This window comes from Stenotrophomonas maltophilia group sp. LNF247, assembly GCF_054083135.1.
Window position 1 is genome coordinate 17920 of record NZ_JBSRQL010000003.1, and the last position, 23604, is coordinate 41523.

22 protein-coding genes are annotated in these 23604 nt (G+C 66.0%); 11 read left to right on the forward strand and 11 right to left on the reverse strand.

Annotated elements, in window-relative coordinates:
• Positions 1–167: 167 nt before the first annotated feature.
• The 7 genes from ACTXG9_RS03725 to lpdA all read left to right on the forward strand — a co-directional run bounded on the left by ACTXG9_RS03725 (position 168) and on the right by lpdA (position 10115).
• Positions 168–833 (forward strand): T6SS immunity protein Tdi1 domain-containing protein, encoded by a 666-nt coding sequence (locus tag ACTXG9_RS03725; protein ID WP_111098025.1) that lies wholly within the window; start codon positions 168–170, stop codon positions 831–833.
• A 369-nt stretch (positions 834–1202) separates the two neighbouring features.
• The gene (locus ACTXG9_RS03730) at positions 1203–1559 is read left to right on the forward strand and encodes a hypothetical protein (RefSeq protein WP_134735989.1); all 357 of its coding nucleotides are present in this window, start codon (positions 1203–1205) and stop codon (positions 1557–1559) included.
• 472 nt (positions 1560–2031) lie between these two features.
• Complete coding sequence (locus ACTXG9_RS03735; RefSeq protein ID WP_111104472.1) at positions 2032–3447, forward strand: ribosomal protein uL16 3-hydroxylase; 1416 nt, start codon at positions 2032–2034, stop codon at positions 3445–3447.
• Between the two features lie 11 nt (positions 3448–3458).
• The gene (locus ACTXG9_RS03740) at positions 3459–4355 is read left to right on the forward strand and encodes a GNAT family N-acetyltransferase (protein ID WP_456115731.1); all 897 of its coding nucleotides are present in this window, start codon (positions 3459–3461) and stop codon (positions 4353–4355) included.
• 187 nt (positions 4356–4542) lie between these two features.
• Positions 4543–7374 carry a 2-oxoglutarate dehydrogenase E1 component gene (locus ACTXG9_RS03745; protein ID WP_019660410.1) on the forward strand — a complete coding sequence of 944 codons (2832 nt, stop codon included), beginning with the start codon at positions 4543–4545 and terminating at the stop codon, positions 7372–7374.
• 41 nt (positions 7375–7415) lie between these two features.
• Positions 7416–8615 (forward strand): dihydrolipoyllysine-residue succinyltransferase, encoded by a 1200-nt coding sequence (sucB, locus tag ACTXG9_RS03750; RefSeq protein WP_019660411.1) that lies wholly within the window; start codon positions 7416–7418, stop codon positions 8613–8615.
• A gap of 63 nt (positions 8616–8678) precedes the next feature.
• Positions 8679–10115 carry a dihydrolipoyl dehydrogenase gene (gene lpdA / locus ACTXG9_RS03755; RefSeq protein ID WP_019660412.1) on the forward strand — a complete coding sequence of 479 codons (1437 nt, stop codon included), beginning with the start codon at positions 8679–8681 and terminating at the stop codon, positions 10113–10115.
• 145 nt (positions 10116–10260) lie between these two features.
• On the opposite strand, the gene ACTXG9_RS03760 is transcribed toward lpdA, so the two are convergent.
• The 9 genes from ACTXG9_RS03760 to ACTXG9_RS03800 form a co-directional block, all read right to left on the reverse strand.
• Positions 10261–10509 (reverse strand): hypothetical protein, encoded by a 249-nt coding sequence (locus ACTXG9_RS03760; RefSeq protein ID WP_032955311.1) that lies wholly within the window; start codon positions 10507–10509, stop codon positions 10261–10263.
• Positions 10506–10718 carry a hypothetical protein gene (locus ACTXG9_RS03765; protein WP_019660414.1) on the reverse strand — a complete coding sequence of 71 codons (213 nt, stop codon included), beginning with the start codon at positions 10716–10718 and terminating at the stop codon, positions 10506–10508. Before ACTXG9_RS03765 ends, ACTXG9_RS03760 begins: the two co-directional genes overlap by 4 nt.
• Positions 10719–10981: 263 nt before the next feature.
• Positions 10982–12412, reverse strand: a complete 1431-nt coding sequence (locus ACTXG9_RS03770) for a replicative DNA helicase (RefSeq protein ID WP_021203036.1) — start codon at positions 12410–12412, stop codon at positions 10982–10984.
• A 212-nt stretch (positions 12413–12624) separates the two neighbouring features.
• A complete protein-coding gene (locus ACTXG9_RS03775; RefSeq protein ID WP_111104478.1) occupies positions 12625–13185 on the reverse strand; it encodes an NADPH-dependent FMN reductase in 561 nt (186 codons plus the stop codon).
• Positions 13186–13251: 66 nt separating this feature from the next.
• On the reverse strand, positions 13252–15195 hold the full coding sequence (gene asnB / locus ACTXG9_RS03780; RefSeq protein WP_021203034.1) for an asparagine synthase (glutamine-hydrolyzing): 1944 nt from the start codon (positions 15193–15195) through the stop codon (positions 13252–13254).
• Positions 15196–15198: 3 nt separating this feature from the next.
• Positions 15199–17478, reverse strand: a complete 2280-nt coding sequence (locus ACTXG9_RS03785) for a thiamine pyrophosphate-dependent enzyme (protein ID WP_134732283.1) — start codon at positions 17476–17478, stop codon at positions 15199–15201.
• Between the two features lie 62 nt (positions 17479–17540).
• Entirely contained in the window at positions 17541–18197 is a 657-nt protein-coding gene (locus ACTXG9_RS03790) for a glutathione S-transferase family protein (protein WP_031269994.1), read from the reverse strand.
• Positions 18198–18373: 176 nt separating this feature from the next.
• Complete coding sequence (locus ACTXG9_RS03795; RefSeq protein ID WP_019660420.1) at positions 18374–18916, reverse strand: GNAT family N-acetyltransferase; 543 nt, start codon at positions 18914–18916, stop codon at positions 18374–18376.
• Positions 18917–19039: 123 nt separating this feature from the next.
• Positions 19040–19882 (reverse strand): glycine zipper 2TM domain-containing protein, encoded by an 843-nt coding sequence (locus ACTXG9_RS03800; RefSeq protein WP_026347069.1) that lies wholly within the window; start codon positions 19880–19882, stop codon positions 19040–19042.
• A gap of 163 nt (positions 19883–20045) precedes the next feature.
• Here ACTXG9_RS03800 and ACTXG9_RS03805 point away from each other — a divergent pair, with 163 nt between their 5' ends.
• Together ACTXG9_RS03805 and ACTXG9_RS03810 are read left to right on the forward strand one after the other, a co-directional pair.
• Positions 20046–20264, forward strand: coding sequence for a DUF6116 family protein (locus tag ACTXG9_RS03805; protein WP_019660422.1), 219 nt, complete (start codon positions 20046–20048; stop codon positions 20262–20264).
• Positions 20261–21034, forward strand: a complete 774-nt coding sequence (locus ACTXG9_RS03810) for a TatD family hydrolase (protein WP_019660423.1) — start codon at positions 20261–20263, stop codon at positions 21032–21034. Before ACTXG9_RS03805 ends, ACTXG9_RS03810 begins: the two co-directional genes overlap by 4 nt.
• A 110-nt stretch (positions 21035–21144) precedes the next feature.
• Here the strand turns inward: ACTXG9_RS03810 and ACTXG9_RS03815 are convergent, their stop codons facing one another.
• Positions 21145–21972, reverse strand: coding sequence for a tRNA threonylcarbamoyladenosine dehydratase (locus ACTXG9_RS03815; RefSeq protein WP_111099281.1), 828 nt, complete (start codon positions 21970–21972; stop codon positions 21145–21147).
• A gap of 79 nt (positions 21973–22051) precedes the next feature.
• Here ACTXG9_RS03815 and ACTXG9_RS03820 point away from each other — a divergent pair, with 79 nt between their 5' ends.
• Together ACTXG9_RS03820 and ACTXG9_RS03825 are read left to right on the forward strand one after the other, a co-directional pair.
• Complete coding sequence (locus ACTXG9_RS03820) at positions 22052–22486, forward strand: cytochrome c (RefSeq protein WP_019660425.1); 435 nt, start codon at positions 22052–22054, stop codon at positions 22484–22486.
• 136 nt (positions 22487–22622) lie between these two features.
• On the forward strand, positions 22623–23117 hold the full coding sequence (locus ACTXG9_RS03825) for a glycine zipper 2TM domain-containing protein (protein ID WP_005410289.1): 495 nt from the start codon (positions 22623–22625) through the stop codon (positions 23115–23117).
• A gap of 73 nt (positions 23118–23190) precedes the next feature.
• Here ACTXG9_RS03825 and ACTXG9_RS03830 read toward each other — a convergent pair whose 3' ends face one another.
• Positions 23191–23400: a cold-shock protein gene (locus ACTXG9_RS03830; protein ID WP_005410290.1), complete on the reverse strand. Its 210-nt coding sequence runs from the start codon at positions 23398–23400 to the stop codon at positions 23191–23193.
• Between the last annotated feature and the right edge of the window lie 204 nt (positions 23401–23604).

Genomic DNA, 23604 nt, shown 5'->3' on the forward strand with positions numbered 1-23604 from the left:
TCTGGCTCCCATCCTCATTTCATGCCGCACACCGGGGCAAGGCAGGCCGGAGGGACCGTTTCTGAAAACGGGCCAACGTCGGTATTGCCTGATACGTTCGACCATCAACAAGTCCGGCAGATGACGTATTCGCGCCGCAGATTCGAAGGCCAAACTGCAGATCAGAAATGAGTAAACTAATTGACTACATCGTCAACGAGCATGGACACCCAAAGCTGTGTCGCTCGCTCACCCGCGACGAGTGGAATTCACTTCCAACATCCCTTCCTGATCAACTCCGCGAACTCTTCGCTAAGCTGGGCTTTTTCTTCACACTGCAAGGCCAGCTCCAGACATGCCACCCCAGGAGTTTCAAAGGCATTCTGGATGCAGTGTTCGACCGCGACGAGCAATTCAACAGTACGAATTGCCATGCGTTTTGCCATAGTGCGTTCGGCAATATTTTCTTCTATCACGAAGTCTTCGGCATCGGAGAGATAGAACTTATGCATGGCTCAGTGATGTGTGAGACATCTGCACGAGATACAGATGCCGGAATGCATCTTGAACATGCCATCGAGATCCCATTTATGCTCGACGCAGAGGATATCGATGCTTACGACAAAGATGACAGACGGCTATTCTCCAGAGCACGGAAGAAGCTTGGGCCCTTAGAGATCGGTGAATGCTATGGATTCCAGCCACTGCTTTCACTGGGTGGGGAGAACACCATTGAGAATCTGAAGAAGGTCGAGGCCATTGAGCATTTAGGGATCCTGTGCCAGGCACAGGACTTCTCCTTATACGAGTATTCATCGTATGGAACCCGGGCGCTTGTCAGATCATTCAGTTGAAATCACACGGCGATCTTCAGATCGACAACTACAGATCTCCTCCCGGTCTTGATACTTCCTGGTAGTTTCTGCGACCTGTGTCTGATCCTGTAGCCCTAAGCCTACGCCGGGCTGCTTTTCGCAATGGCAAAAGCAGCCGAGCGTGGGCCCGGCTCTACACGAGCAAGCGCAGCGCGCGCCCCTTTCCGGTGACGGATCGAAGAGCATTCGGTTGTCGGGACGGAATTTGAGAGAGGGACGCGGCTTCGCCGCGCCCCTCTTGTCGTTTTCGGCGCCAACTTTCCCGCCCGTCTACACGTCGGGCAATACAGGCCACGGAGCTCTTCAACAGTCGTACTTCAAGTTGGTCTTGACTGATATGTTCAGCGGATGTCATCCACCGCATCACAATTGATTGAAGTGACGGCCAGCGAACTGGATATGGCCATCGATGACGATGAGCTCACTTTCCTTTTTGTCCGTTGGGGCCAGACGGGACAGTATCTGGACATCACACGCGAGTGTGGAGAAGGCGGAACCTATCTCGAGTTCTGCGACCAAGGCGCCGGTTTCTATCCGGATAGCATCGAGATGACTTTTGCCGACGGCATCCTCGCCGTGCAGCTGGGCCCCACCCAAACCCTTGGGCCTAACGTGCAGGAAAGTCGCATTCATATCAGCTTGAGCAAGGTCTCACCTGACATTGAGTCGCTGCACGCCTGCATCTCCTTTCTGAGCTCCAGATAGACCACAGACAAGCTGGTAAAGGCGCGCTGATGTAGAGCCGAGCCCATGCTCGGCTGCTTGTTCCAACAGCAAGCCGAGCGTGGGCTCGGCTCTACAGATGCACGAGCAAGCGCAGCGCGCGACCCGCTCTTGCCTTTGATTTTCTTCTTCCATTCCGTGGCGGGCCGCGCAGGAAACTGTCAGGGGCCGGGCGGGTGGGCTGCGCGGGGGTGTCCGCCGCATGGATGCGGCGGCCAAGCTTACAGGGACGTACTTGCAGCGTCCTCCGCGCGGCCCACCCGCCCGGCCAAGCCCATGAAGCCGGTCGACTAACAGTCGACCCTACCAAGCTGTCGCCACGAGGGGCTCCGCCGTTGGCCGGACACCCCGCGACAAACCCGCGCACGTGCGCAATCCCCACGAACGTCGGACAATGGAGACCTTGGCGGCCCGCCGCGCCGCCCCTCCCGCTTTCCGCTGCAAGGATTCCCCCATGGCCGCCCGCAAGTCCTCCGCCCCCCTGATCGAAGTCACCGCCCGCCCCGGCCAGCCGCTGGGCATGGCGCCGGCCACCTTCCTGCGCGACTTCTGGCAGAAACGCCCGCTGCTGATCCGCAACGCCTTCCCCAATTTCCAGACCCCGGTGCAGCCGGAAGACCTGGCCGGGCTGGCCTGCGAGGAAGGCGTGCTGGCGCGCCTGATCGAGCACGACAAGACCCAGGACGGCTGGCGCGTGCGCACCGGCCCGTTCCAGGAAGACGTGTTCCCCGTCCTGCCCGACCATGACTGGACCCTGCTGGTGCAGGACGTGGACAAGTGGGACCCGGACGTGCGCGCCCTGATCGAGCACTTCAGCTTCCTGCCGCGCTGGCGCATGGATGACGTGATGATCAGCTTCGCCGCCACCGGCGGCTCGGTCGGCGCCCATGTCGACCAGTACGACGTGTTCCTGCTGCAGGCCCACGGCCATCGCCGCTGGCAGATCGATGCCAGCGAATCGATCAAGGGCAGGCAGCCGCCGCTGGGCTTCCGCCCGGACGTGGAGCTGAAGCTGCTGAAGGTGTTCAAGCCCACCCACGACTGGGTGCTGGCGCCGGGCGACATGCTCTACCTGCCGCCGAACGTGCCGCACCACGGCGTCGCCGAAGACCCCTGCCTGACCTTCTCCTTCGGCATGCGTGCGCCCTCTTCGGCCGAGCTGATCAGCGACTACCTGGACACCCTGATTGCCGATGCCGACGAGAACATCCGCTATCAGGATGCCGACCTGAAGGTGCCGGCCGACCCGAATGAAATCGACACGGTGGCGATGGCGCGGGTGATCACCGCGCTCAACGCCATCCGCATGAACGACCCGGACAAGCTGGGTGACTGGTTCGGCCGTTTCATCACCACCTACCGCGCCGCCGGCGAAGTGATGGCTCACCAGGCCGCTCCCGCACAGGAGGAAGTGGTCCAGGCCCTGGCCTCGGGCCTGCTGCTGCAGCGTCACCCCTGGGCGCGCCTGGCCTGGCGCCGGGCCAAGCGTGGCGCCAGCCTGTACGTCAGCGGCCAGGACTTCGCGCTGCCGGTGAAGGACGCGCAGCGCCTGGCCGGCGCCGAGCAGCTCGATGCCGCCGCCTATCGCGGCCTGTCCGACAAGGGCCGCGCGGTGGTCCAGCAGCTGTTGGCCGGTGGCGTGTTCCAGCTGATCGATCCGAACGAGGTGTATGACGCTGAAGATGAGGATGACGGCGAAGACGCCGTGGTGCTCGGCGAAGTGGTTGAAGGCCGTGACCGTGTCGACGCGATCGACGCCGACGCGGTGTCCGACGATGTCCACACCGTGACCGTGCACGACGACGGCATCGAGGTCATCGTCAACTTCGAGGATCACGACGAAGACGACAGCGACGACGGTCGCGCCTGAGCCCTGCCGCCATGGTCCGGGTCCAGCAGGTCAGCCACGCCGACGCCCACGTTGCCATCCACGACGTGCGCCAACGCGTGTTCGTGCAGGAACAGGGCATCGCCGCCGAACTGGAACGCGACGCGCTGGACCCGGTCAGCGCCCATGTGCTGGCGCTGGACGCCGAAGGCCTGCCGGTCGGCACCGGCCGCCTGGCCCCCGATGGCCGCATCGGTCGCATGGCGGTGCTGGCCGACCATCGCAGCCAGGGCGTCGGTGAGGCCCTGCTGGAGGCACTGGTGGAGGCCGGGCGCCGGCTCGGCCTGGCCGAACTGCACCTGCACGCCCAGCTGCCCGCCCGCGACTTCTATGCCCGCCAGGGCTTCCTGCCCGAGGGCGAGGTGTTCGAGGAGGCCGGCATCGGCCACCAGCAGATGCGGCGGCGGCTGGGCGCGGCCAGCGCCATCGACAGCCGCGCCGAGGCCGTGGCGGCCACTACCGCCGTCATTCACCGCGCCCGTCGCCGGCTGTGGCTGCACAGCCGCCAGCTCGACCCGGGCCTGCTCGACACGCCTACGGTGCAGGCCGCGCTGCGCCGCTTCGTCACTGCCCGCCACGACAAGCAGCTGCGGGTGATCGTGCACGATGCCGCTGCGATCGCCGCTGCCGGCGCCCCACTGCTGGCGCTGGCCCAGCGCCTGCCCAGCGTGGTCCGGTTCCGCGAGGTCAGCGATCCGGTCGACCGTGCGTTGGCCTCGGCCTGCCTGCTCAACGATGCGGGCGACTTCTACTTTCGTCTGATCGGCCATCGCCTCGACGGCGAGGCCGGCATCGCACTGCCTGCACGTTCGCAGCCGTTCGAGCAGCAATTGCTGCGTGTCTGGGACCGTTCGCGCGATTGCAGCGAACTGCGCGCGCTCGGCATCTGAGCCGGCGCCGCCGACCCAACCTGTCTGGAACCGGCACCCGAGGACGCGGGTTGCCTGCGGCAATGCCCCTTCGTGGCCCGTTGGGGGTACAATTTGGCTGTTTGAACGCGCCCGCGCAGGGCTATTCATCATTCCTGCCGGGTCCTTCTGAAGCCATACCCCACAAAGCGAATCAACACCCTCCATCGTGGACAATCAACTGAAGCAGTTTGCGCAATCTTCGCAACTCGCCGGCGGCAACGCCTCCTATGTCGAGGACCTGTACGAGCAGTACCTGGTCTCCCCGGATAGTGTCGATCCCAAATGGAAAACCTACTTCGATGGCTTCAAGGGCCGTGAAGCAGGTGACATTCCGCACTCGGCCGTCATCTCCCACATCGCGGACGCGGCCAAGGATGCGCTGAAAGCTGGCACCGGCAGCGGTGCGGGCGACGAGCGCGAGCGCAATGTCGGTCGTCTGATCACCGCCTACCGCTCCCGCGGCCACCTCGACGCCCGCCTGGACCCGCTGGGCCTGGCCGCACCGGTCAACACCCCGGACCTGGGCCTGCCGTTCCACAGCCTGTCCGATGCCGACCTCAACAGCGAGTTCAGCACCGGCGGCGTCGGCGGCCAGCCGCGCATGAAGCTGCGCGACCTGCTGGCACGCCTGAAGGCGACCTACACCGGCTCGATCGGTGCGGAGTTCATGCACATCTCCGAGGTCGAGCAGCGCCAGTGGATCTACAAGAAGCTGGAAGCGGCCGGTGGCAACTACCAGCTGGACGCTGACACCCAGCGCCGCACCCTGGAGCGCCTGACCGCGGCCGAAGGCCTGGAGCGCTACCTGCACACCAAGTACGTCGGCCAGAAGCGCTTCTCGCTGGAAGGCGGCGACTCGCTGATCCCGATGATGGACACCATCATCCGCAGCGCCGGCAAGGATGGCGTCAAGGACGTGGTGATCGGCATGGCCCACCGCGGCCGCCTGAACGTGCTGGTCAACACCCTGGGCAAGAACCCGCGCAAGCTGTTCGACGAGTTCGAGGGCAAGTTCGAGCACGACGAGCACGCTTCGGCCGGCGACGTGAAGTACCACATGGGCTTCTCCGCCGACGTCGCCACTGAAGGCGGCCCGGTGCACCTGGCGCTGGCGTTCAACCCGTCGCACCTGGAAATCGCCGACCCGGTCGTGGCCGGTTCCGTGCGTTCGCGCCAGGAGCGCCGCAAGGACACCGCCCGCAAGCAGGTGATGCCGATCCTGATCCACGGCGACGCGGCCTTCTCCGGCCAGGGCGTGGTCATGGAGCTGTTCCAGATGTCGCAGGCCCGCGGCTTCGCCGTCGGTGGCACCGTGCACATCGTGGTCAACAACCAGGTGGGCTTCACCACCTCCAACCCGCTGGATACGCGCTCCACGCGCTATGCCACCGACGTGGCGAAGATGATCGCCGCGCCGGTACTGCACGTGAACGGCGATGATCCGGAAGCGGTGGTGTTCGCCGCGCAGCTGGCCTTCGAGTTCCGCCAGAAGTTCGCCAAGGACGTGGTCATCGACCTGATGTGCTACCGCCGTTGGGGCCACAACGAGGCCGACGAACCGGCAATCACCCAGCCGCTGATGTACCAGGTGATCCGCAAGCACCCGACCACCCGCGAGATGTACGCCGAGCAGCTGGAGAAGGCAGGCGTGATCGCCGCCGGTGCCGGCAAGGCGATGGTCGATGCCTACCGCGAGAAGCTGGACGCCGGTGAAGTGACCACCGAACTGGCCAAGGTCGAGAAGACCCCGCCGAGCAGCCCGCTGTTCGTCGATTGGCCGAAGCTGCTGGAAGGCAAGCTGTCCGACCCGGTCTCGACCAAGGTCGAGAAGAACAAGCTGGTCGAACTGGCCAGGCTGATCAACACCATCCCGGACGAAGTGCAGCTGCACTCGCGCGTGGCCAAGGTCTACGACGACCGCCGCAAGATGGCCGCCGGCGAGATTCCGGGCGACTGGGGCTTTGCCGAGAACCTGGCCTACGCCACCCTGCTCGACGAAGGCCATGCACTGCGCCTGGTCGGCCAGGACGTCGGCCGCGGTACGTTCACGCACCGCCACGCGATCCTGCACGACCAGAAGACCGACAACTACTACATGCCGCTGCGGCAGCTGGTGGATTCGCCGGAGAAGGCCACCGTCATCGACTCGCTGCTGAGCGAAGAAGCGGTGATGGCCTACGAATACGGCTTCTCCACCACCGATCCGAACACGCTGTGCATCTGGGAAGGCCAGTTCGGCGACTTCGCCAACGGCGCCCAGGTGGTGATCGACCAGTTCATCGCCGCCGGTGAAGCCAAGTGGGGCCGCATTTCCGGCCTGACCCTGCTGCTGCCGCACGGCTATGAAGGGCAAGGCCCCGAACACAGCTCGGCGCGCCTGGAGCGCTTCCTGCAGCTGTGCGCGCTGGAGAACATGCTGGTGGTCGTGCCGTCGACTCCGGCCCAGGCCTTCCACATGCTGCGTCGCCAGCTGCACATGACCACCCGCAAGCCGCTGGTGGTGATGTCGCCGAAGTCCCTGCTGCGCCACAAGCTGGCGGTGTCGACGCTCGACGAGCTGGCCAACGGCGAGTTCCAGCACCTGATCGGCGACGCCAATGCCGACGCCAAGAAGGTCAAGCGCGTGGTGCTGTGCTCGGGCAAGGTCTACTACGACCTGCTGGAGGACCAGACCAAGCGTGGCCAGGACGACGTGGCGATCATCCGCGTGGAGCAACTGTATCCGTTCCCGCGTGCGCTGCTGGCTGCCGAGCTGAAGAAGTACGGCAAGGCCACCGACGTGGTGTGGACGCAGGAAGAACCGCAGAATCAGGGCGCGTGGTACCAGATCCGCCACCACCTGCAGTTCTGCCTGGCCGATGGCCAGAACCTGCACTACGCCGGTCGCGCACGTTCGGCCTCGCCGGCTGCCGGTCACATGGCTGACCATGTCCGCGAGCAGCAGCAGCTGATCGCCGACGCACTGGTCAACCCGTTCAACGACCAGGTCGCTGAATAACTCCCCCCCCTATTTAGAAGACAAACCAGGAAGCTCCCGCAATGGCCACCGAAGTCAAAGCCCCGGTACTGCCCGAATCCGTCGCCGACGGCACCATCGCCACCTGGCACAAGAAGGTGGGCGACGCCGTCAAGCGCGACGAAAACCTGCTTGACCTGGAAACCGACAAGGTCGTCCTGGAAGTGCCGTCGCCGGTTGACGGCGTGCTCAAGGAAATCAAGTTCAAGGAAGGCGATACCGTGACCTCCAGCCAGGTCGTGGCGATCATCGAAGAAGGCGCCGTAGCTGCGGCTCCGGCCCCGGCCGCTGAAGAGAAGAAGGCTGAAGCCGCACCGGCCGCCGCTGCTCCGGCCGCTGCCGCTGCGCCGGCCCCGGCTGCCAAGTCGGCCGCCGACGCGCTGCCGCCGGGCGCCCGCTTCACCGCCATCACCGAAGGCGTGAACCCGGCCGACGTCGACGGCACCGGCCGTCGTGGCGCGGTGACCAAGGAAGACATCGTCAACTTCGCCCGCAACGGCGGCGCCGGCAAGGCCGGTGGCGCTCGTCCGGAAGAGCGCGTGCCGATGACCCGCATCCGCAAGCGCATTGCCGAGCGCCTGATGGAGTCGAAGAACTCCACCGCCATGCTGACCACCTTCAACGAAGTCGACCTGTCCAAGGTTTCGGCCGCGCGCAAGGAACTGCAGGACGAGTTCGTCAAGGCCCACGGCATCAAGCTGGGCTTCATGAGCTTCTTCGTGAAGGCCGCCGCCAACGCGCTGCAGCGTTTCCCGCTCGTCAACGCCTCGATCGACGGCGACGACATCATCTACCACGGCTACTCGGACATCTCGATCGCCGTCTCGACCGAAAAGGGCCTGGTCACGCCGGTCCTGCGCAACGTCGAGCGCATGTCGTTCGCCGACATCGAGAAGACCATCGCCGACTACGCCAAGAAGGCACGTGACGGCAAGCTGGGCCTGGAGGAACTGCAGGGCGGCACCTTCACCGTGACCAACGGCGGCACCTTCGGTTCGCTGCTGTCGACCCCGATCATCAACCCGCCGCAGAGCGCCATCCTGGGCATGCACGCCATCAAGGAGCGTCCGATCGCCCAGAACGGCCAGGTCGTGATCGCGCCGATGATGTACCTGGCGCTGTCCTACGACCACCGCATCATCGACGGCAAGGACTCGGTGCAGTTCCTGGTGGACATCAAGAACCAGCTGGAAAACCCGGGCCGCATGCTGTTCGGCCTGTAAGAAACCTCCCGCCCCTCCGCGCCCGCGCGGAGGGGTTCTGGTAATGCATCAAGGAATAATTCAATGGCTGAACAATTCGACGTCGTCGTCATCGGTGCCGGCCCGGCCGGTTACCACGCTGCCATCCGCGCGGCCCAGCTGGGCCTGAAGACCGCCTGCATCGACGCTGCGCTGGGCAAGGACGGCAAGCCGGCCCTCGGCGGCACCTGCCTGCGCGTGGGCTGCATCCCGTCCAAGGCGCTGCTGGACTCCTCGCGCCAGTTCTGGAACATGGGCCACATCTTTGGCGACCACGGCATCAGCTTCAAGGATGCCAAGATCGACGTCGAGGCGATGATTGGCCGCAAGGACAAGATCGTCAAGCAGTTCACCGGCGGCATCGGCATGCTGTTCAAGGCCAACAAGGTCGCCGCCTATTACGGCTTCGGCCAGCTGCAGCCAGGCAACGTGGTCAAGGTGAAGCAGCACGACGGTTCGGAAGTCGAGCTGAAGGGCACCAACGTCATCATCGCGGCCGGTTCGGATTCGATCGAGCTGCCGTTCGCCAAGTTCGACGGCGAGACCATCGTCGACAACGTCGGCGGCCTGGACTTCACCGAAGTGCCGAACCGCCTGGCGGTGATCGGCGCCGGCGTGATCGGCCTGGAACTGGGCAGCGTGTGGAAGCGCCTGGGCGCTGAAGTGACCATCCTGGAAGCCATGCCGGAGTTCCTGGCCGCTGCTGACGCCGAAGTGGCCAAGACCGCTGCCAAGGAGTTCAAGAAGCAGGGCCTGGACATCAAGCTCAATGCCAAGGTTTCCAAGACCGAGATCACCGGCAAGGGCAAGAAGAAGGAAGTCATCGTCACCTACACCGACGCCGAAGGCGAAAAGACCCTGACCGTGGACAAGCTGCTGGTGGCCGTGGGCCGTCGCGCCGCCACCAAGGGCCTGCTGGCCGAAGGCACCGGCGTCAAGGTCAACGAGCGCGGCCAGATTGAAGTCGATGCGCACTGCCACACCGGCGTCGACGGCGTGTGGGCGGTCGGCGACTGCGTGCGCGGCCCGATGCTGGCGCACAAGGGCTTCGAGGAAGGCATCGCGGTGGCTGAGCTGATCGCCGGCCTGCCGGGCCACGTCAACTTCGACACCATCCCGTGGGTCATCTACACCGAGCCGGAACTGGCCTGGGTCGGCAAGACCGAAGCCCAGCTGAAGGCCGAGGGCATTCCGTACAAGGCCGGCAGCTTCCCGTTCGCCGCCAACGGCCGTGCCGTGGCGATGATCGAGCCGGCGGGCTTCGTGAAGATCCTGGCCCATGCCGAAACCGATCGCATCCTCGGCATGCACCTGGTCGGCGCCAACGTCTCCGAGCTGGTGCACGAAGGCGTGCTGACCATGGAATTCAGCGGCTCGGCCGACGACCTGGCCCGCATCTGCCACGCCCACCCGTCGCTGTCGGAAGTGATCCACGACGCGGCGATGGCGGTCAGCAAGCGCGCCATCCACAAGGCGAACTGATCGTTCGCGGGTTGTGCCGGCCGCTGGCCGGCATGGCCGGATGCAAGGAACCCCGCTTCGGCGGGGTTTTTTTTTGCTCATTTCCCTGTAGTGCCGAGCCCACGCTCGGCTGCCCTGCACAGGCCGCCGAGCATTGGGCTCGGCGCTACACCTTTCCGGCCGGCTTCTTCGGCGGATCGTCACAGATGCGGTGCCGGACCACGGTTCCACCCGCCTTCCACTCCTTCACCACCCGGCACCGCTCCCTGGGCTTGACCGCCCTGGCCGCTGCAGCATCCGCCTCATCGGCAGCGGCGGCCTGCTGTCGTTCCAGCCATGCGGACGACGGTGACACCGGTGTGGCCGGTGCCGGCCCCGCAAGCAATGCCAGCGCGACCAGCACCACTGCCCTCATGCCGCCACCGGGCCGCCGCCGAGCAGGCGCGCGGGCAGCATGAACAGCGCGCGCAGGAACGCAAACAGCGCCGAGAACGTGATGCCGACCAAGCGGAACGGCAGGCTCAGCAACCAGACAAACGGCCACGCGATCAGGGCGAGGACCGCCAGCGGCCAGCACAGCACGAACAGCAGGCACCACACACCGAGCGCGAACAGGGTCTTCATCACGGTCTCCTTGTGGCGGCACCTTGCCGCCTGCCGACACGTTGGCGCCCTGCCCTTGCCGCGCGCAAACGGTTTGCGACGAAACCGGGCTGGGGGCGATGAAACCGCCCCAGCGCCGGTACAACGCCGAGCCCATGCCCGGCTGCGCTTGGTGGCGACCGCATGGAACCGGCGCTGCACGGGGGCGCTGACAGCGGCTCCTGCCGCTGCCTTGGGCTCTACAGCGCCCGATGGCGGTTGCCGGCCAACGGCCGGCACGACCGTTACTCGAACGAACCGACCGAATCGTGGGCCAGGTTGTCGAATCGGGTGTATTCGCCAAAGAACTTCAGCTTGCACGAACCGGTCGGGCCACCACGGTGCTTGCCGATGATGATCTCGGCCAAGCCCTTGTCTGGCGAATTTTCCTTGTTGTAGTAATCGTCGCGGTAGATGAAGACGATCATGTCCGCGTCCTGCTCGATTGCGCCCGATTCGCGAAGGTCGGCCATCACCGGGCGCTTGTCGGTACGCGTTTCCAGCGAGCGGTTGAGCTGCGACAACGCGATCACTGGAACGTTCAGTTCCTTGGCCAGGCCCTTCAGCGAACGCGAGATTTCCGAGATTTCAGTCGCGCGGTTCTCGCTGTTGCCCGGCACGCTCATCAGCTGCAGGTAGTCGATCACCACCAGGCCCAGGTCATGCTCGCGCTTGAGGCGGCGGCACTTGGAACGCAGCACTTCAGGCGACACGCCAGGCGTGTCGTCGATGAAGATCTTGGTTTCCTTCAGCATCTTGATCGCGCTGGTGACACGGCTCCAGTCCTCGTCTTCCAGCTGGCCGGTACGCAGGCGCTGCGCGTTGATGCGGCCATTGGAGGAAATCAGGCGCATCGCCAGCTGCGCGGCCGACATTTCCATCGAGAACACGGCCACGCCTTTCTTCGATTTGATCGCTGCGTACTCGGCGATGTTCAGTGCGAAGGTGGTCTTGCCCATGGCCGGGCGCGCGGCAAGGATGATCAGGTCGGTCGGCTGCAGGCCGGAGGTCATTGCGTCGAAATCGGTATAACCGGTCGGCAGGCCGGTAATGTTGCCGCCGTTCTCGAAACGACTGCGCAGCTCTTCGAAGGCATCCTTCAGTGCACCGGGCATCGCCACGAAATCGGTACGGCCGCGTGCGCCCTGTTCGGCGATGGCGAACACGCTCTTTTCTGCCGAGGCCAGCAGCTCGCTGCTGTCACGCCCTTCGGGCTGGAAGCCGTCGTTGACGATATCCGTGCCGACCTGGATCAGCTGCCGCAGCACCGCCTTGTCACGCACGATCTCGGCATAGGCCACGATGTTGGCGGCTGACGGCGTGGTACTGGCCAGTTCGACCAGGTAGGCGCCATCACCCACCAGTTCCATCTTGCCCTGCGATTCGAACCACTCGCCCAAGGTCACCGCATCGAACGGCCGCTCGCGCTCGGACAGCTCACGGATTGCGCGATAGATCATCTGGTGGTCGCGGCGGTAGAAGTCGCCTTCGGTCAGCTGGTCATTGACCCGGTCGTAGGCCTCCGGGGCCAGCATCAGGCCACCCAGCACCGCCTGCTCGGCTTCCACCGAATGCGGCGGTACCCGCAGCTGGTCGATGCGCGACTCGTCGCGTTCGCGATCGAAGCCATCACCGCGCTCTCTGCGGTTGGAACGGAAGCCGGGGCGAGCGGACATGCTGCGATGTTTCCTGCAAAAGTGGGCGAGACGAGTGTAGGCATGTGCCGCCCCCGGCGGCGATGGACAAGCCTGTGGATAAACCGTGGGAAAACGGGGGATATCCGCCGGTACCTGGCCAGACTGGCGTGGGAGCGTCGCACTGCCTGCGACGGGCGCCGTTGCGGCGCCCGAGCACGCATTATCGCAGATGGGGGTGTCGACCGCTGGCGTCAATCGCCCTTGACGTGCACCGCGATCAGCGCCAGGAACCGGTCCGTATAGCCCTGCAGGAATTTCTGCGTGCCCTCGTTGTGGACCGTGCCGTCGGCATCGATCAGGCCGTCCTTGAAATGAATGAATGCCTCTGGCTGGCCGAGCACGTGCATGTCCAGGAAGGCCAGGCTGTTGCGCAGATGCTGCTGGGCCACGGCGGTGCCGATCTGGCCGATGGAGGCGCCGATCACCGCCGCCGGCTTGCCGGCAAACGCACTGTCACCATACGGGCGCGATCCGATATCGATGGCGTTCTTGAGCACGCCGGGCACCGACCGGTTGTACTCGGGTGTCACGAACAGCACCGCGTCGGCGGCGCGCACCTGGTCCTTCAGCCGGGTGCCCTGCGGCGGATAATCGGCGTCGAAATCCTGGTCGTACAACGGCAGATCGCCGATCTGCACATACTGGAAGCGCGCGCGATCACCGGCGAGCTTCTCCAGCGCATGGGCCAGCTTGCGGTTGCAGGAATCCTTGCGCAGGCTGCCAACGAACACGGCGATGGTGGGGACGGACATCGGGACATACTCCTCACGGTGCGGGAGCACCAGCCTAGTCGCCGGGCCCTTGCAGGCCGGTGAAGATCAGCCGCCCGTCACGCCCGCACGCACCTGCCGCCAATGCGCCTGCCAGGCCTGGAACATCAGCACGTTCCACAGATGGGTATGCCACTTGCGCTGGCCGCCGAGGAACTGCTGCCACAGCGGCTGTATGGCGGCCGCCGACAGCACGCCCTCCCGCTCCAGCCGTGCCGGCTGCAACAGGTCTTCGGCCCACGGCCGCAGGTCGCCCTTCAGCCAGTCACTGACCGGTGCGCCGAAACCGCGCTTGGGACGGTGCACCATCGACTGCGGCACATAACGGCCCAGCACGCGCTTGAGCAGCACCTTGCTGGTGGTCTCACTGCGCTTGAAGCCCAGCGGCAGCGACCAGGCGAACTCGGCCACGCGTGAATCCAGCAACGGTGCGCGCGCTTCCAGGCTGACCGCCATCGAGGTCCGGTCGACCTTGCACAGCAGATCATCCGGCAGGTAGGTCAGGTAATCGGCCAGCATCATCGCGTCGGCCGGTGTGCCGGCGCCGTGCAACGGATCGGCCAGATCATAGAAGCTGCCGGCAGCCTGCGCGCCCGGCACTGCCGCTGTCGGGTCGCGCCAGCGCGAGATGCGGTTGCGGTACACATCACCGATGCCACGCGCGCCGGACTCGGCCAACAGCGCGGCCAGGCCGCCGGTACGCGAGGCCTCGCCCTGCTGCTGGGAGCGCGCGCCCATCCAGCGCCGCAGCGGCCCAGGCACGCGCCCCAGCATCTGCCAGTTGCGCAGCGCGCGCACATAGCGGGTGTAGCCGAAGAACAGTTCGTCGCCACCATCGCCGGAAAGCGCCACGGTCACGCCCTGCCGCGCCAGCCGGGCGACCAGCGCGGTCGGTACCTGCGAGGCATCGGCGAAGGGTTCGTCAAACATCGCCGGCAACTGCGGCACCACCGCCAGTGCATCGGCGCCACTCACGTAGAGTTCGGTGTGGTCACAGCCCAGGTGCGCGGCCAGTTCCTTGGCCAGCGGCGCCTCGTCGTGGCTCGAATCGGTAAATCCGATGCTGAAACTGTGCACCGGCTGCCCGCTCTGCGCCTGCATCAGCGCCGCCACCAGCGACGAATCGGTACCCCCGGACAGGAACACGCCCACCGGCACGTCGGCCACCATGCGCAGCGCCACTGCGTCGCGCAGCAGCCCGTCCAGCTGCTCCTCGGCCTCCTCGATGCGGCCCTGGAACGGCGCAGCCAGCGCCGCCTGCATGCGTGCACGTGCATCCCAGTAGGGGCGCTGCGCCTGTTCCGGGCGATGCGCCGAAGCGCCCGCCGCCACGGCTTCGGCATCCAGGCGCAGCACGCGGCCCGGCATCAGCTTGTAGCAGCGCTGGTGGATGCTGTGCGGGGCTGGAATGTAGTCCAGCCGCAGCAGCAGGGTCAGTGCGTCACGGTCGATGTCGTTGTCGAAGGCCGGGTGCTGCCACAGCGCCTTCAGTTCGGAGCCGAACACCAGGGTGTCCCCGGCCCAGCCGTAGTACAACGGCTTCTTGCCAACGCGGTCGCGGGCCAGCCACAGGCATTGCTGCTGGCGGTCCCACAGCGCGATGGCGAACATGCCGTTGCAGCGCTGCAGGGTGTCTTCCATGCCCCATTGCAGGATCGCTGCCAGCAGCACCTCGGTGTCGGAGTGACCACGGAAGACATGCCCCAATGGCTCCAGTTCTGCACGCAGGGCAGCGAAGTTGTAGACCTCGCCGTTGTACGCCATCACATAGCGGCCGTCGGCCGAAGCCATCGGCTGGTGGCCCAGCGGCGACAGGTCGAGAATGCTCAGGCGACGGTGTGCCAGCGCGATGCCTGCACCGGCATCGACCCAGTTGCCGCCATCATCCGGCCCGCGATGGTGCAGCGCTTCGCCCATGGCCAGCACCTGCGCCTGCAGTAGCTCGGCCGACGCCACAGGCGCCGGCAACAACATTCCCGCCAATCCACACATGCATCAAGGTTCCTGCGCCAGTTCAAGGGCGGCGCCAATCACCGCATTGTCGCTTGGAAGCCCGAACATTGCTGCCCCCGCCAACGGGGTGTAGGTATCGGCACCGCAGACCCGGCGCAGTGGCAGATGGCCGAAACCGGCCTCGACCAGTGCGGTCACCACGCCCTCGCCCACCCCGCCACTGTGCCGGCCCTCGTCCAGCACCAGCACCCGCCGTGCGCTGGCGGCCTGGGCGGCGATGAAGCCGGCATCCAGCGGCACCAGCCAGCGCAGGTCGACCACCCGCACCTGCCAGCCCAGCTGCTGCCCGATGGCTCGCGCTGCGCGCAACGCCATCGGCACGCCGTTGCCATACGTGTAGACCACCAGATCGCCCGCCTCCGGCCCGTAAACACGGCCTTCGCCCGGCACCAGTGCCCTGCCCTGGGCCGGATAGTCGAACAGCCACTGGCCATCGCCCGGCTCATGCAGGTCCTTGCTCATGTACAGCGCGATCGGCTCCAGGAACACGGCCACGCGCCCATCCACCCGGGCCAGCGCCGCCAGCGTGCGCAACATCATCACCGCATCGTCGCCGCGCGACGGGCAGCCGACCACCAGCCCGGGGATGTCGCGCAGGGCGGTGATCGAGTTGTCGTTGTGGAAGTGGCCGCCGAAGCCCTTCTGGTAGCCCAGCCCGGCCACCCGCAGCAGCATCGGGTTGCGGTACTGGTCGTTGGAGAAGAACTGCAGCGAACAGGCCTCGCCACGCAACTGGTCGATGGCATTGTGCAGGTAGGCCAGGTACTGGATTTCCGGAATCGGCAGCATGCCCATGTTGGCCAGGCCCTGCGCCATGCCCAGGATCATGGTTTCGTCCAGCAGGGTGTTGAACACCCGGCGTGGCCCGAAGCGGCGCAGCAGATCCTTTGTGACAGTGTACACACCGCCCTTCTGGGCCACGTCCTCGCCGAACAGCAGGCTCTGCGGATACTTCGCCAGCAATTCCTGCAGGCCGTGGTTGATCTGGATCGCCAGATGCCGCGGCGCCTGTCGTTCGGGCAATGCCTCGATACCACAATAGAGTGCCTCGCGCGCTTCGGCAGCGACCTCGCGCTGCGCTTCGGCCTGCACCGCTGCCGGCGTGTACGGTGCGAGCGGCGCCATCACCTCCCGCAGCGACCCCAGCTTCGCCCCGCCTTCAGCCTCGGTCGCAGCGGCCATGCAGCGCGCACGCATCGTCTCGTAGGCCGTCTCGATCGCCGCCGCATCCATCCAGCCCGACTCCAGTGCGATCTGCGCCGAGCGCAGCAGCGGATCCTGCGCCTCGGCCGCGCACAGCTCCGGCAACGCCCGCCATTCCACTTCGAAGTCGGTGCCGGCGTGGCCCATCAGGCGCGTGGTGCGCAGATGCAGGAAAGTCGGTCGCCGCGTTCGCCGGCAGTGTTCCACCGCAGCCTGCACCTGGGCGTGCCCGGTGGCCAGGTCCAGCCCATCGGCGAAGAAATAGTCCAGCCCCGGCTGGTGGCTGAAGCGCTCGGCGATCCAGCCATCGGGGGTCTTCACCGAGATGCCCAGGCCGTTGTCCTCGCAGACGAACAGGATTGGCGCCGGCAGTTTCTGGTAGGCCGCCCACATCGCGGTGTTGAACGCCGTCTGCGCGGTAGCGTGATTGGCCGAGGCGTCGCCGAACGAGCAGAGCACGATACTGTCGGCGGGAACCGGCAGCGCCTGCGCCAGCCGCTTGCCACTCTCGATGGCCAGCGCGGTGCCCAGCGCTTTCGGCAGGTGCGAGGCGATGGTCGAAGTCTGCGGCAGCACCCACAGCGGCTTGCTGCCCCACACTTTGTGGCGGCCACCACTGGCCGGATCATCGGCGCAGGCAGCGAAGGAAAGCGCAGCATCGCGCAACGGGTCGATGCCCGGCACCTGGCGCGAACGCTCGGCCATGAAGGCGCCGGAACGATAGTGCAGGAAGGCAGGATCGGTGTGCCGGCAGGCCCGCGCCAGCAGCGCGTTGCCTTCATGGCCGGACGACCCGATGGTGTAGAAGACCTTGTTCTGCACGCGCAGCACGCGCGCCATCAGGTCCAGCTGGCGGCTGGCCAGCTGCGAGTCGAACAGTTCATCGAAGGCGGCAGCGGTGAGCGTACTGCCGGGCAGGATCGGAGCATCTGCCGCGGGTCGCGGGCGCGGCGTCCCGCGCCACCCGCGCACCGCCTCAAGGAAATTGACGTCGCACACCTCGGCGCGGTTGAGCCCCCGCATGCGTGCGGGAATCGGATCCGGAACCACAGCGAACATCGAACACCCTCCGTGTCGTTGTTGCGTTCCGCCCGGCAATACCGGGCGCTACCCTGTGGGCATCAAGCCGCCTCGAAACGCGAGCGCACCTCGGCGGTCACCGCCGGCATCGGCAGGAAGCGCGGCTGCGCACGCACGCGCTGCAGCCAGGCGCGCACCTCGGGGAATGGCTCCAGGCTGATGCCGCCCTCGCCTGCCACGTCGGTGTAGGCAAACAGGGCGATATCGGCGATGCCGTAGCTGCTGCCGGTGAACCACTGCGCCTGGCGAAGGTGCTGCTCCATCACCGCCAGCGCGGTGGCGGCGCGCTCGTGCAACCGTGGCAGCTCGGCGCGGCGTGGCGAGTCGGGCGCCGTCCAGCCCCGGATGAAGCGCGCTACCGCCACGCACGGCTCGTGCGTGTACTGCTCGAAGAACATCCAGCTCAACGCCTGCGCACGCTCCCAGCCATCGCTGGGCAGGTAGGGCGTGCCTTCGGCCAGCCAGAACAGGATCGCGTTGGATTCGGTCAGCACGCGGCCGTCGTCGCGGACGATCAGCGGCACCTTGGCATTCGGGTTGAGCGCAAGGAATTCGGGCGTGTGGGTCTGGCCATGGGCACTGTCCACTTCCACCCAGCGGTAACGGCTCCCGAGCTGCTCAAGCAGCAGCCGGACCTTGTGGCAATTGCCCGAGACCGACATGCCATGCACCGTCAGCGGGACGCGCTCTTCCACCATTGCCTGCTCCATCGGATCCGGCCGGCGGCCGGCTGCGTGCAGTCTGGCAAGTGCGCCAGGGAATGCCAAGCGCGGATGCAGCATGGCACCCCGGTAGTGCCGGCCGCTGGCCGGCAATCGCACGAATGCTGCCGCAACATGGTTGCCGGCCAGCGGCCGGCACTACCAGGCAACGCTCAGCGCGCGCGTTGCCGCCACTGCTCGCGCGACTGGCCCCAGATCTGCATCGGCTTGTCGTTGTAAGGCGGCGGCAATTCGCCCATGCGCAGCAACCTGCTGCCGAGCTTGCGCGCGACCGCCCGCGAGTTGTCGTTGTTCTCGGCGATGGTATGGATCACCTCGTGCCAACCCAGCGTGTCGAAGGCCCAGTCGATCGCCGCGACCGCCGCTTCCGGCGCATAGCCCCGGCCCCAGCTGGCGCGGCGGATGCCCCAGCCGACCTCTGTACCCGGCCAGTCCTGCGGTTGCCAGGGGCCCATACGCCCGATCCAGTCCCCGCTGGATTTTTCGATCACGCTGAACATCGAGAAGCCGAACAGCTGCCAGGCGCCAGCCAGGCTGCAGAAGCCGCGCCAGGCTACCGAAGGCGGCTGCACGCCACCGAGGGTGCGCATCGTTTCCTCGTCGGCGCAGAACGCCAGATAGGGTTCGTAGTCCTCGCGCCGCAGCGGGCGCAGGATCAGGCGCTCGGTTTCCAGGCGCAGGTCGAAGATGCTCATGCCGACTCCATGTCGAAGGGGCCACCATGATGGTGGATTCGGCCTCCACACGGATGAATGCCCGCGCTCACAACGAAACGGGCCGGCATGCGCCGGCCCGTCGGGTACAGCACGTATTCTGGATTACTGGCGCGTGGCCGCAGTGGCGCCGGCAGCAGCGGTCTGCGTGACCAGCTGGCCATCGACCACCGGCAGGCGATCGCTGGCAGGCTTGTTGTCCATGCGCACGGTCTTCTCGGCGCCGTCGTAGCGGTAGGTCACGTTGTAGCCCTTCACCACGTCATTGGTGCCCATGGCGATGCGGTTGCCCGGCTTGCTGGCCATGCGCATGGTACCGGTGGTGCCGTCTTCGTTGCGGTAGGTCACGTTGTAGCCGGTAACACGGCTCGACTCGGAGGTGGCGGTCTCGGTGTGGCACTGGCGCTCGGTGCGGTTGACCACGCGGCCACCCACGTGGCGCTTGTCGATCTGATTGCCGATGAAGCCACCGGCCACCGCGCCTGCGGCGGTCGCGGCCTTCTTGCCGTTGCCGCCGCCAACCTGGTTGCCGAGCAGGCCACCGACCACGGCACCGACCACGGTGCCACCGACGTTGCCATCACGCTCCGGCAGGCGTTCCTGCACGGTCACGTCCTGGCACACCTCGTGCGGGGTCTGGGTGGTGGAAGTCTCGCGCACCGGATCGGTGCCGATGACAGTGGCGTAGGCCTTCTGCTTCTCGGTGATCGGGTCGACCTTCAGCACGTCGGCGTATTCCAGCCCACGCGGCGCAGACGGGTCGAGCCTGTCACCACGTGCGCCATCGTCGGTGGCACTGCCGTCGACCAGGCGCGACTCGCCATTGGGGGTGGTGGCGCTGATGGAATCGGGCGATTTGTCGCCACTCTTCATGAAGGCGGCGGTGGCGATGCCACCGACCAGCAGCGCGCCCGCTGCGACCAGGACAGTTGTAGTTGTGCTTTTCATGACCTGCTCCTTGCGGACCATCCGCAACGTTCTCGAACCAGATTGCAGCATGCGCTGCCTGAACGGAATCTCCACATTTCCTGCTCATTCCTGTAACCCATTCAGCATCGGGAAATGCTGGGCCCGTGGTAGCGTTTGCATATTCCCCACGAGGATTTCCGCCATGGCCAACCCGATGCTGCTGCCGGTACTGCAATGGGCCCGCCGGCTGCGCTACCCCACCCTGTTCAAGCTTACAGCGGGCCTGTTCGTGCTGACGCTGTTCATCCCGGACCCGATCCCGTTCGTCGATGAGCTGGTGCTCGGCTTCGGCACCCTGCTGCTGGCCAACTGGAAAAGCCGCCACGCTGCCACGGTTGCGCCGTCGCTGGAACAGCGTTGAGCCCGCTGGTCGACAGCCACTGCCACCTCGATGCCGGCGAGTTCGACAGTGACCGCAGCGCCGTGATCGCGCGCGCGCAGGCCGCTGGCGTGCGCCTGCAGGTGGTGCCGGCGGTGACCGCGGCCAGCTGGCCGAAGCTGCGCGTGGTCTGCCAGCAGGCGCCGGGGCTGCATCCGGCCTACGGGCTGCACCCGATGTTCCTGGCCGAGCACCGGCCCGACCATCTGCCGCTGCTGCGCGAATGGATCGAGCGCGAACGCCCGTGTGCGATCGGCGAATGCGGGCTGGATTTCTTCGTCGAGGGGCTGGATGAGGAGGCGCAACAGGCGTATTTCATCGGTCAGCTGCAACTGGCCCGCGAGTTCGAGCTGCCGGTAATCGTGCACGCGCGACGCGCGGTGGACGCGGTGATCGCCGCGATCCGCCGTATCGGCGGCCTGCGCGGCGTGGTGCACAGCTTTTCCGGCAGCCCCGAACAGGCTGCGCAGCTGCACCGGCAGGGCTTCCTGCTCGGTCTCGGTGGTCCGCTGACCTACGAACGCGCGCAACGGCTGCAGCGCCTGGTGCGCGGGATGCCGCTGGAACAGCTGCTGCTGGAGACCGACGCGCCCGACCAGCCTGACGCCGGCATCCGCGGCCAGCGCAACGAACCGGCACGGCTGGCGGTCATCGCCCGCCATGTCGCGGCACTGCGCGGAATGGACGTTGAAGCCGTTGCACATGCCACGACGGAGAACGCGCGACGGCTGTTCGCTCTGCCAGCGTTGTAACGGGCGGCGGACCCGCCACCGGGCAGGGCCCGGCGCTACCGGCTGCACTTACGTGTTGATCGAATCAGCGACGATCAACGGCAATGCCGGCCAGCGGCCGGCGTCTACCGTCATGCGTCGGCGTGGGCTTCAGCCACGTCGGCCTTCACCTTCTTCGGCTCCAGCAGCATTTCCAGCGCCTTGCCCACTGCGGCGAAGGCGAACGCACCGGTGATATGGGTCGCTGCCCCCAGGCCTACACCACAATCGAGCTTCAATGCCGCATCGGCGCCCAGGTTCGGCCGGATGCCGCAGACACTGCCATCGGCCTGCGGGTACTTCACGTTCTCCAGCGAATACACCGCCGGCACGCCAAAGTAGCGCTTGGCATTCCTAGGGAAGTTGAACTCGCTGCGCAGCTTCTTGCGGATCAGTGCCAGCATGGCATCGTGCTCGGTGCGCGAGACATCGCGGATGCGCACCAGGGTCGGATCGGTGCGACCACCGGCAGCCCCCACGGTCAGCAGCGGCAGCTTGCGGCGACGGCACCAGGCGATCGTCTCGACCTTGACCCGGAAGCTGTCGCAGGCATCGATCACCAAGTCGAAGCCACGGTCCAGCAACTCGGCCATGTTCGACACGGTCAGGAATGCCTGCACGGCATCGACCTCGATGTCCGGGTTGATCGCGCGGCAACGCTCGGCCATCGCCTCGGCCTTGTTGCGGCCGTAGTTGCCTTCCATCGCCGGCAGCTGCCGGTTGGTGTTGGAAACGCAGATGTCATCGGCATCGATCAGGGTCAGGTGGCCGACCGCAGAGCGGGCCAATGCCTCCACCACCCACGAGCCGACGCCGCCCATGCCCACCACCGCCACGCGGCTGCCCTGCAGGCGCTCGAGTGCGCCCACGCCATACAGCCGTTCGATGCCGGCGAAGCGTTGTTTGACCAGTTCGTTCATGCCGCTATTTTAACGTGCACCTGCCGGCACCTGCTGCGCGCCGGCATCGAACCCACCGTTGCACGCCGGAGAGCCTGCCATGAACGCCAGCCCGCCCCGCCGCCCGTCACCTGCCTACCGTTACCTGTTCGTGCTCGGCCTGGGCCTGCTGATCGGGCTGGTCGCCACGGTGATGGTCGGCCGTGCCCTGCAGTCCCGCCGCGACCCGTTCCCCGACAGCCTGATGCAGGTGATGCAACGGCAGTCGCAGCTGCTGCTGCAGGCCCAGCAGCAGAACCGCTGCAGCCTGGCCGACAGCGTGCCGCGGTTGCAGGCAATGCGCTTGCTGTCCAACGACCTGGATCTTGCCTTCCCCGGGCTGAAGGACAGCGCGCAGTTCCAGCAGCATGCCAGCCAGCTGCGCGGCAGCCTCAATGCCGCCTTGGCCGCGCCGCCCAGCGACTGCACGGCCCTGGCGCAGGTGGTGGAAACGGTGCAGGCCGATTGCCGCGCCTGCCACCAGGACTTCCGCTGAGCCGCATTCATCCTGCAGCCGGGCAAGGGCTGCGCGGTTGGCGCCTTGTTCACGTTCAAAAGGGGACGATTCGTCCACCCTGCTGCACGACGCAGTACCACCCAACGCACCCGCCTTCACGGCCAGGAGACGCCCCATGAAGATCCAGCTCATCGCCGCCAGCGCCATCGCTACCCTCGCCCTGGCTGGCTGTGCCACCTCCCCCGGCTATGGCGGTGGCGGCTACAACAACGGCTACAACAACGGCGGCTACGGCAACAACGGCGGCTACAACCAGGGCCGTTGTGCCGACTGCGGCATCGTCACCCGCATCAACACCGTGCCCTCGGGCCGCACTGCGCCCAGCGCGACCGGCGCGATCCTCGGCGGCATCGTCGGCGCGGTGGCTGGCCACGAGATCTCCGACCACACCGGCGGCAGCCGTGGCAACAAGAACATCGCCGCCGCTGCGGGCGCGGTCGGCGGCGCGCTGGCGGGCAACCAGATCCAGAAGAACGTCACCAGCGATACCTACGACATCAGCGTGCGCATGGACGATGGCCGCACCATCGTGGTCAACCAGCGCGACCTCGGCGGCATCCGCGAAAACACCTACGTGCGCGTAGTCAACGGCAAGGTCATCCTGCGCTGATCTGCACCGGGCCGATCGCAAAGAAAAAGGCCCGCTTGCGCGGGCCTTTTTCATGCGACGGCTTGCAGCGCGATCAGGTCGGCTGCACGGCGTCGGCCTGCAGGCCTTTCTGGCCCTGCACGACGGTGAAGGTGACCTTCTGGCCTTCCTTCAGGCTCTTGAAGCCCTGGGTCTGGATGGCGCGGAAGTGCACGAACACGTCTTCGCCGTTTTCACGGCTGATGAAGCCGAAGCCCTTCGCATCGTTGAACCACTTGACGGTACCGGTCTCGCGATCAGACATCTCACTAACTCCCTGGTGACTCTCTCTTGTTGTTGGAAACGCCTGGTGGGCGGCTGACAAGCAAGGGGGAAGCGAGGTGCATCGATGCAGCGGATCGGGAAGATCTTGCTTCATCAGGCCACGATCCACGGTGACCTTGCCAAGCTCAGCGACTGCAACTTAACCCGCCCAAAACGAAAAAGCAACTGGCAAAATCTTTCACTG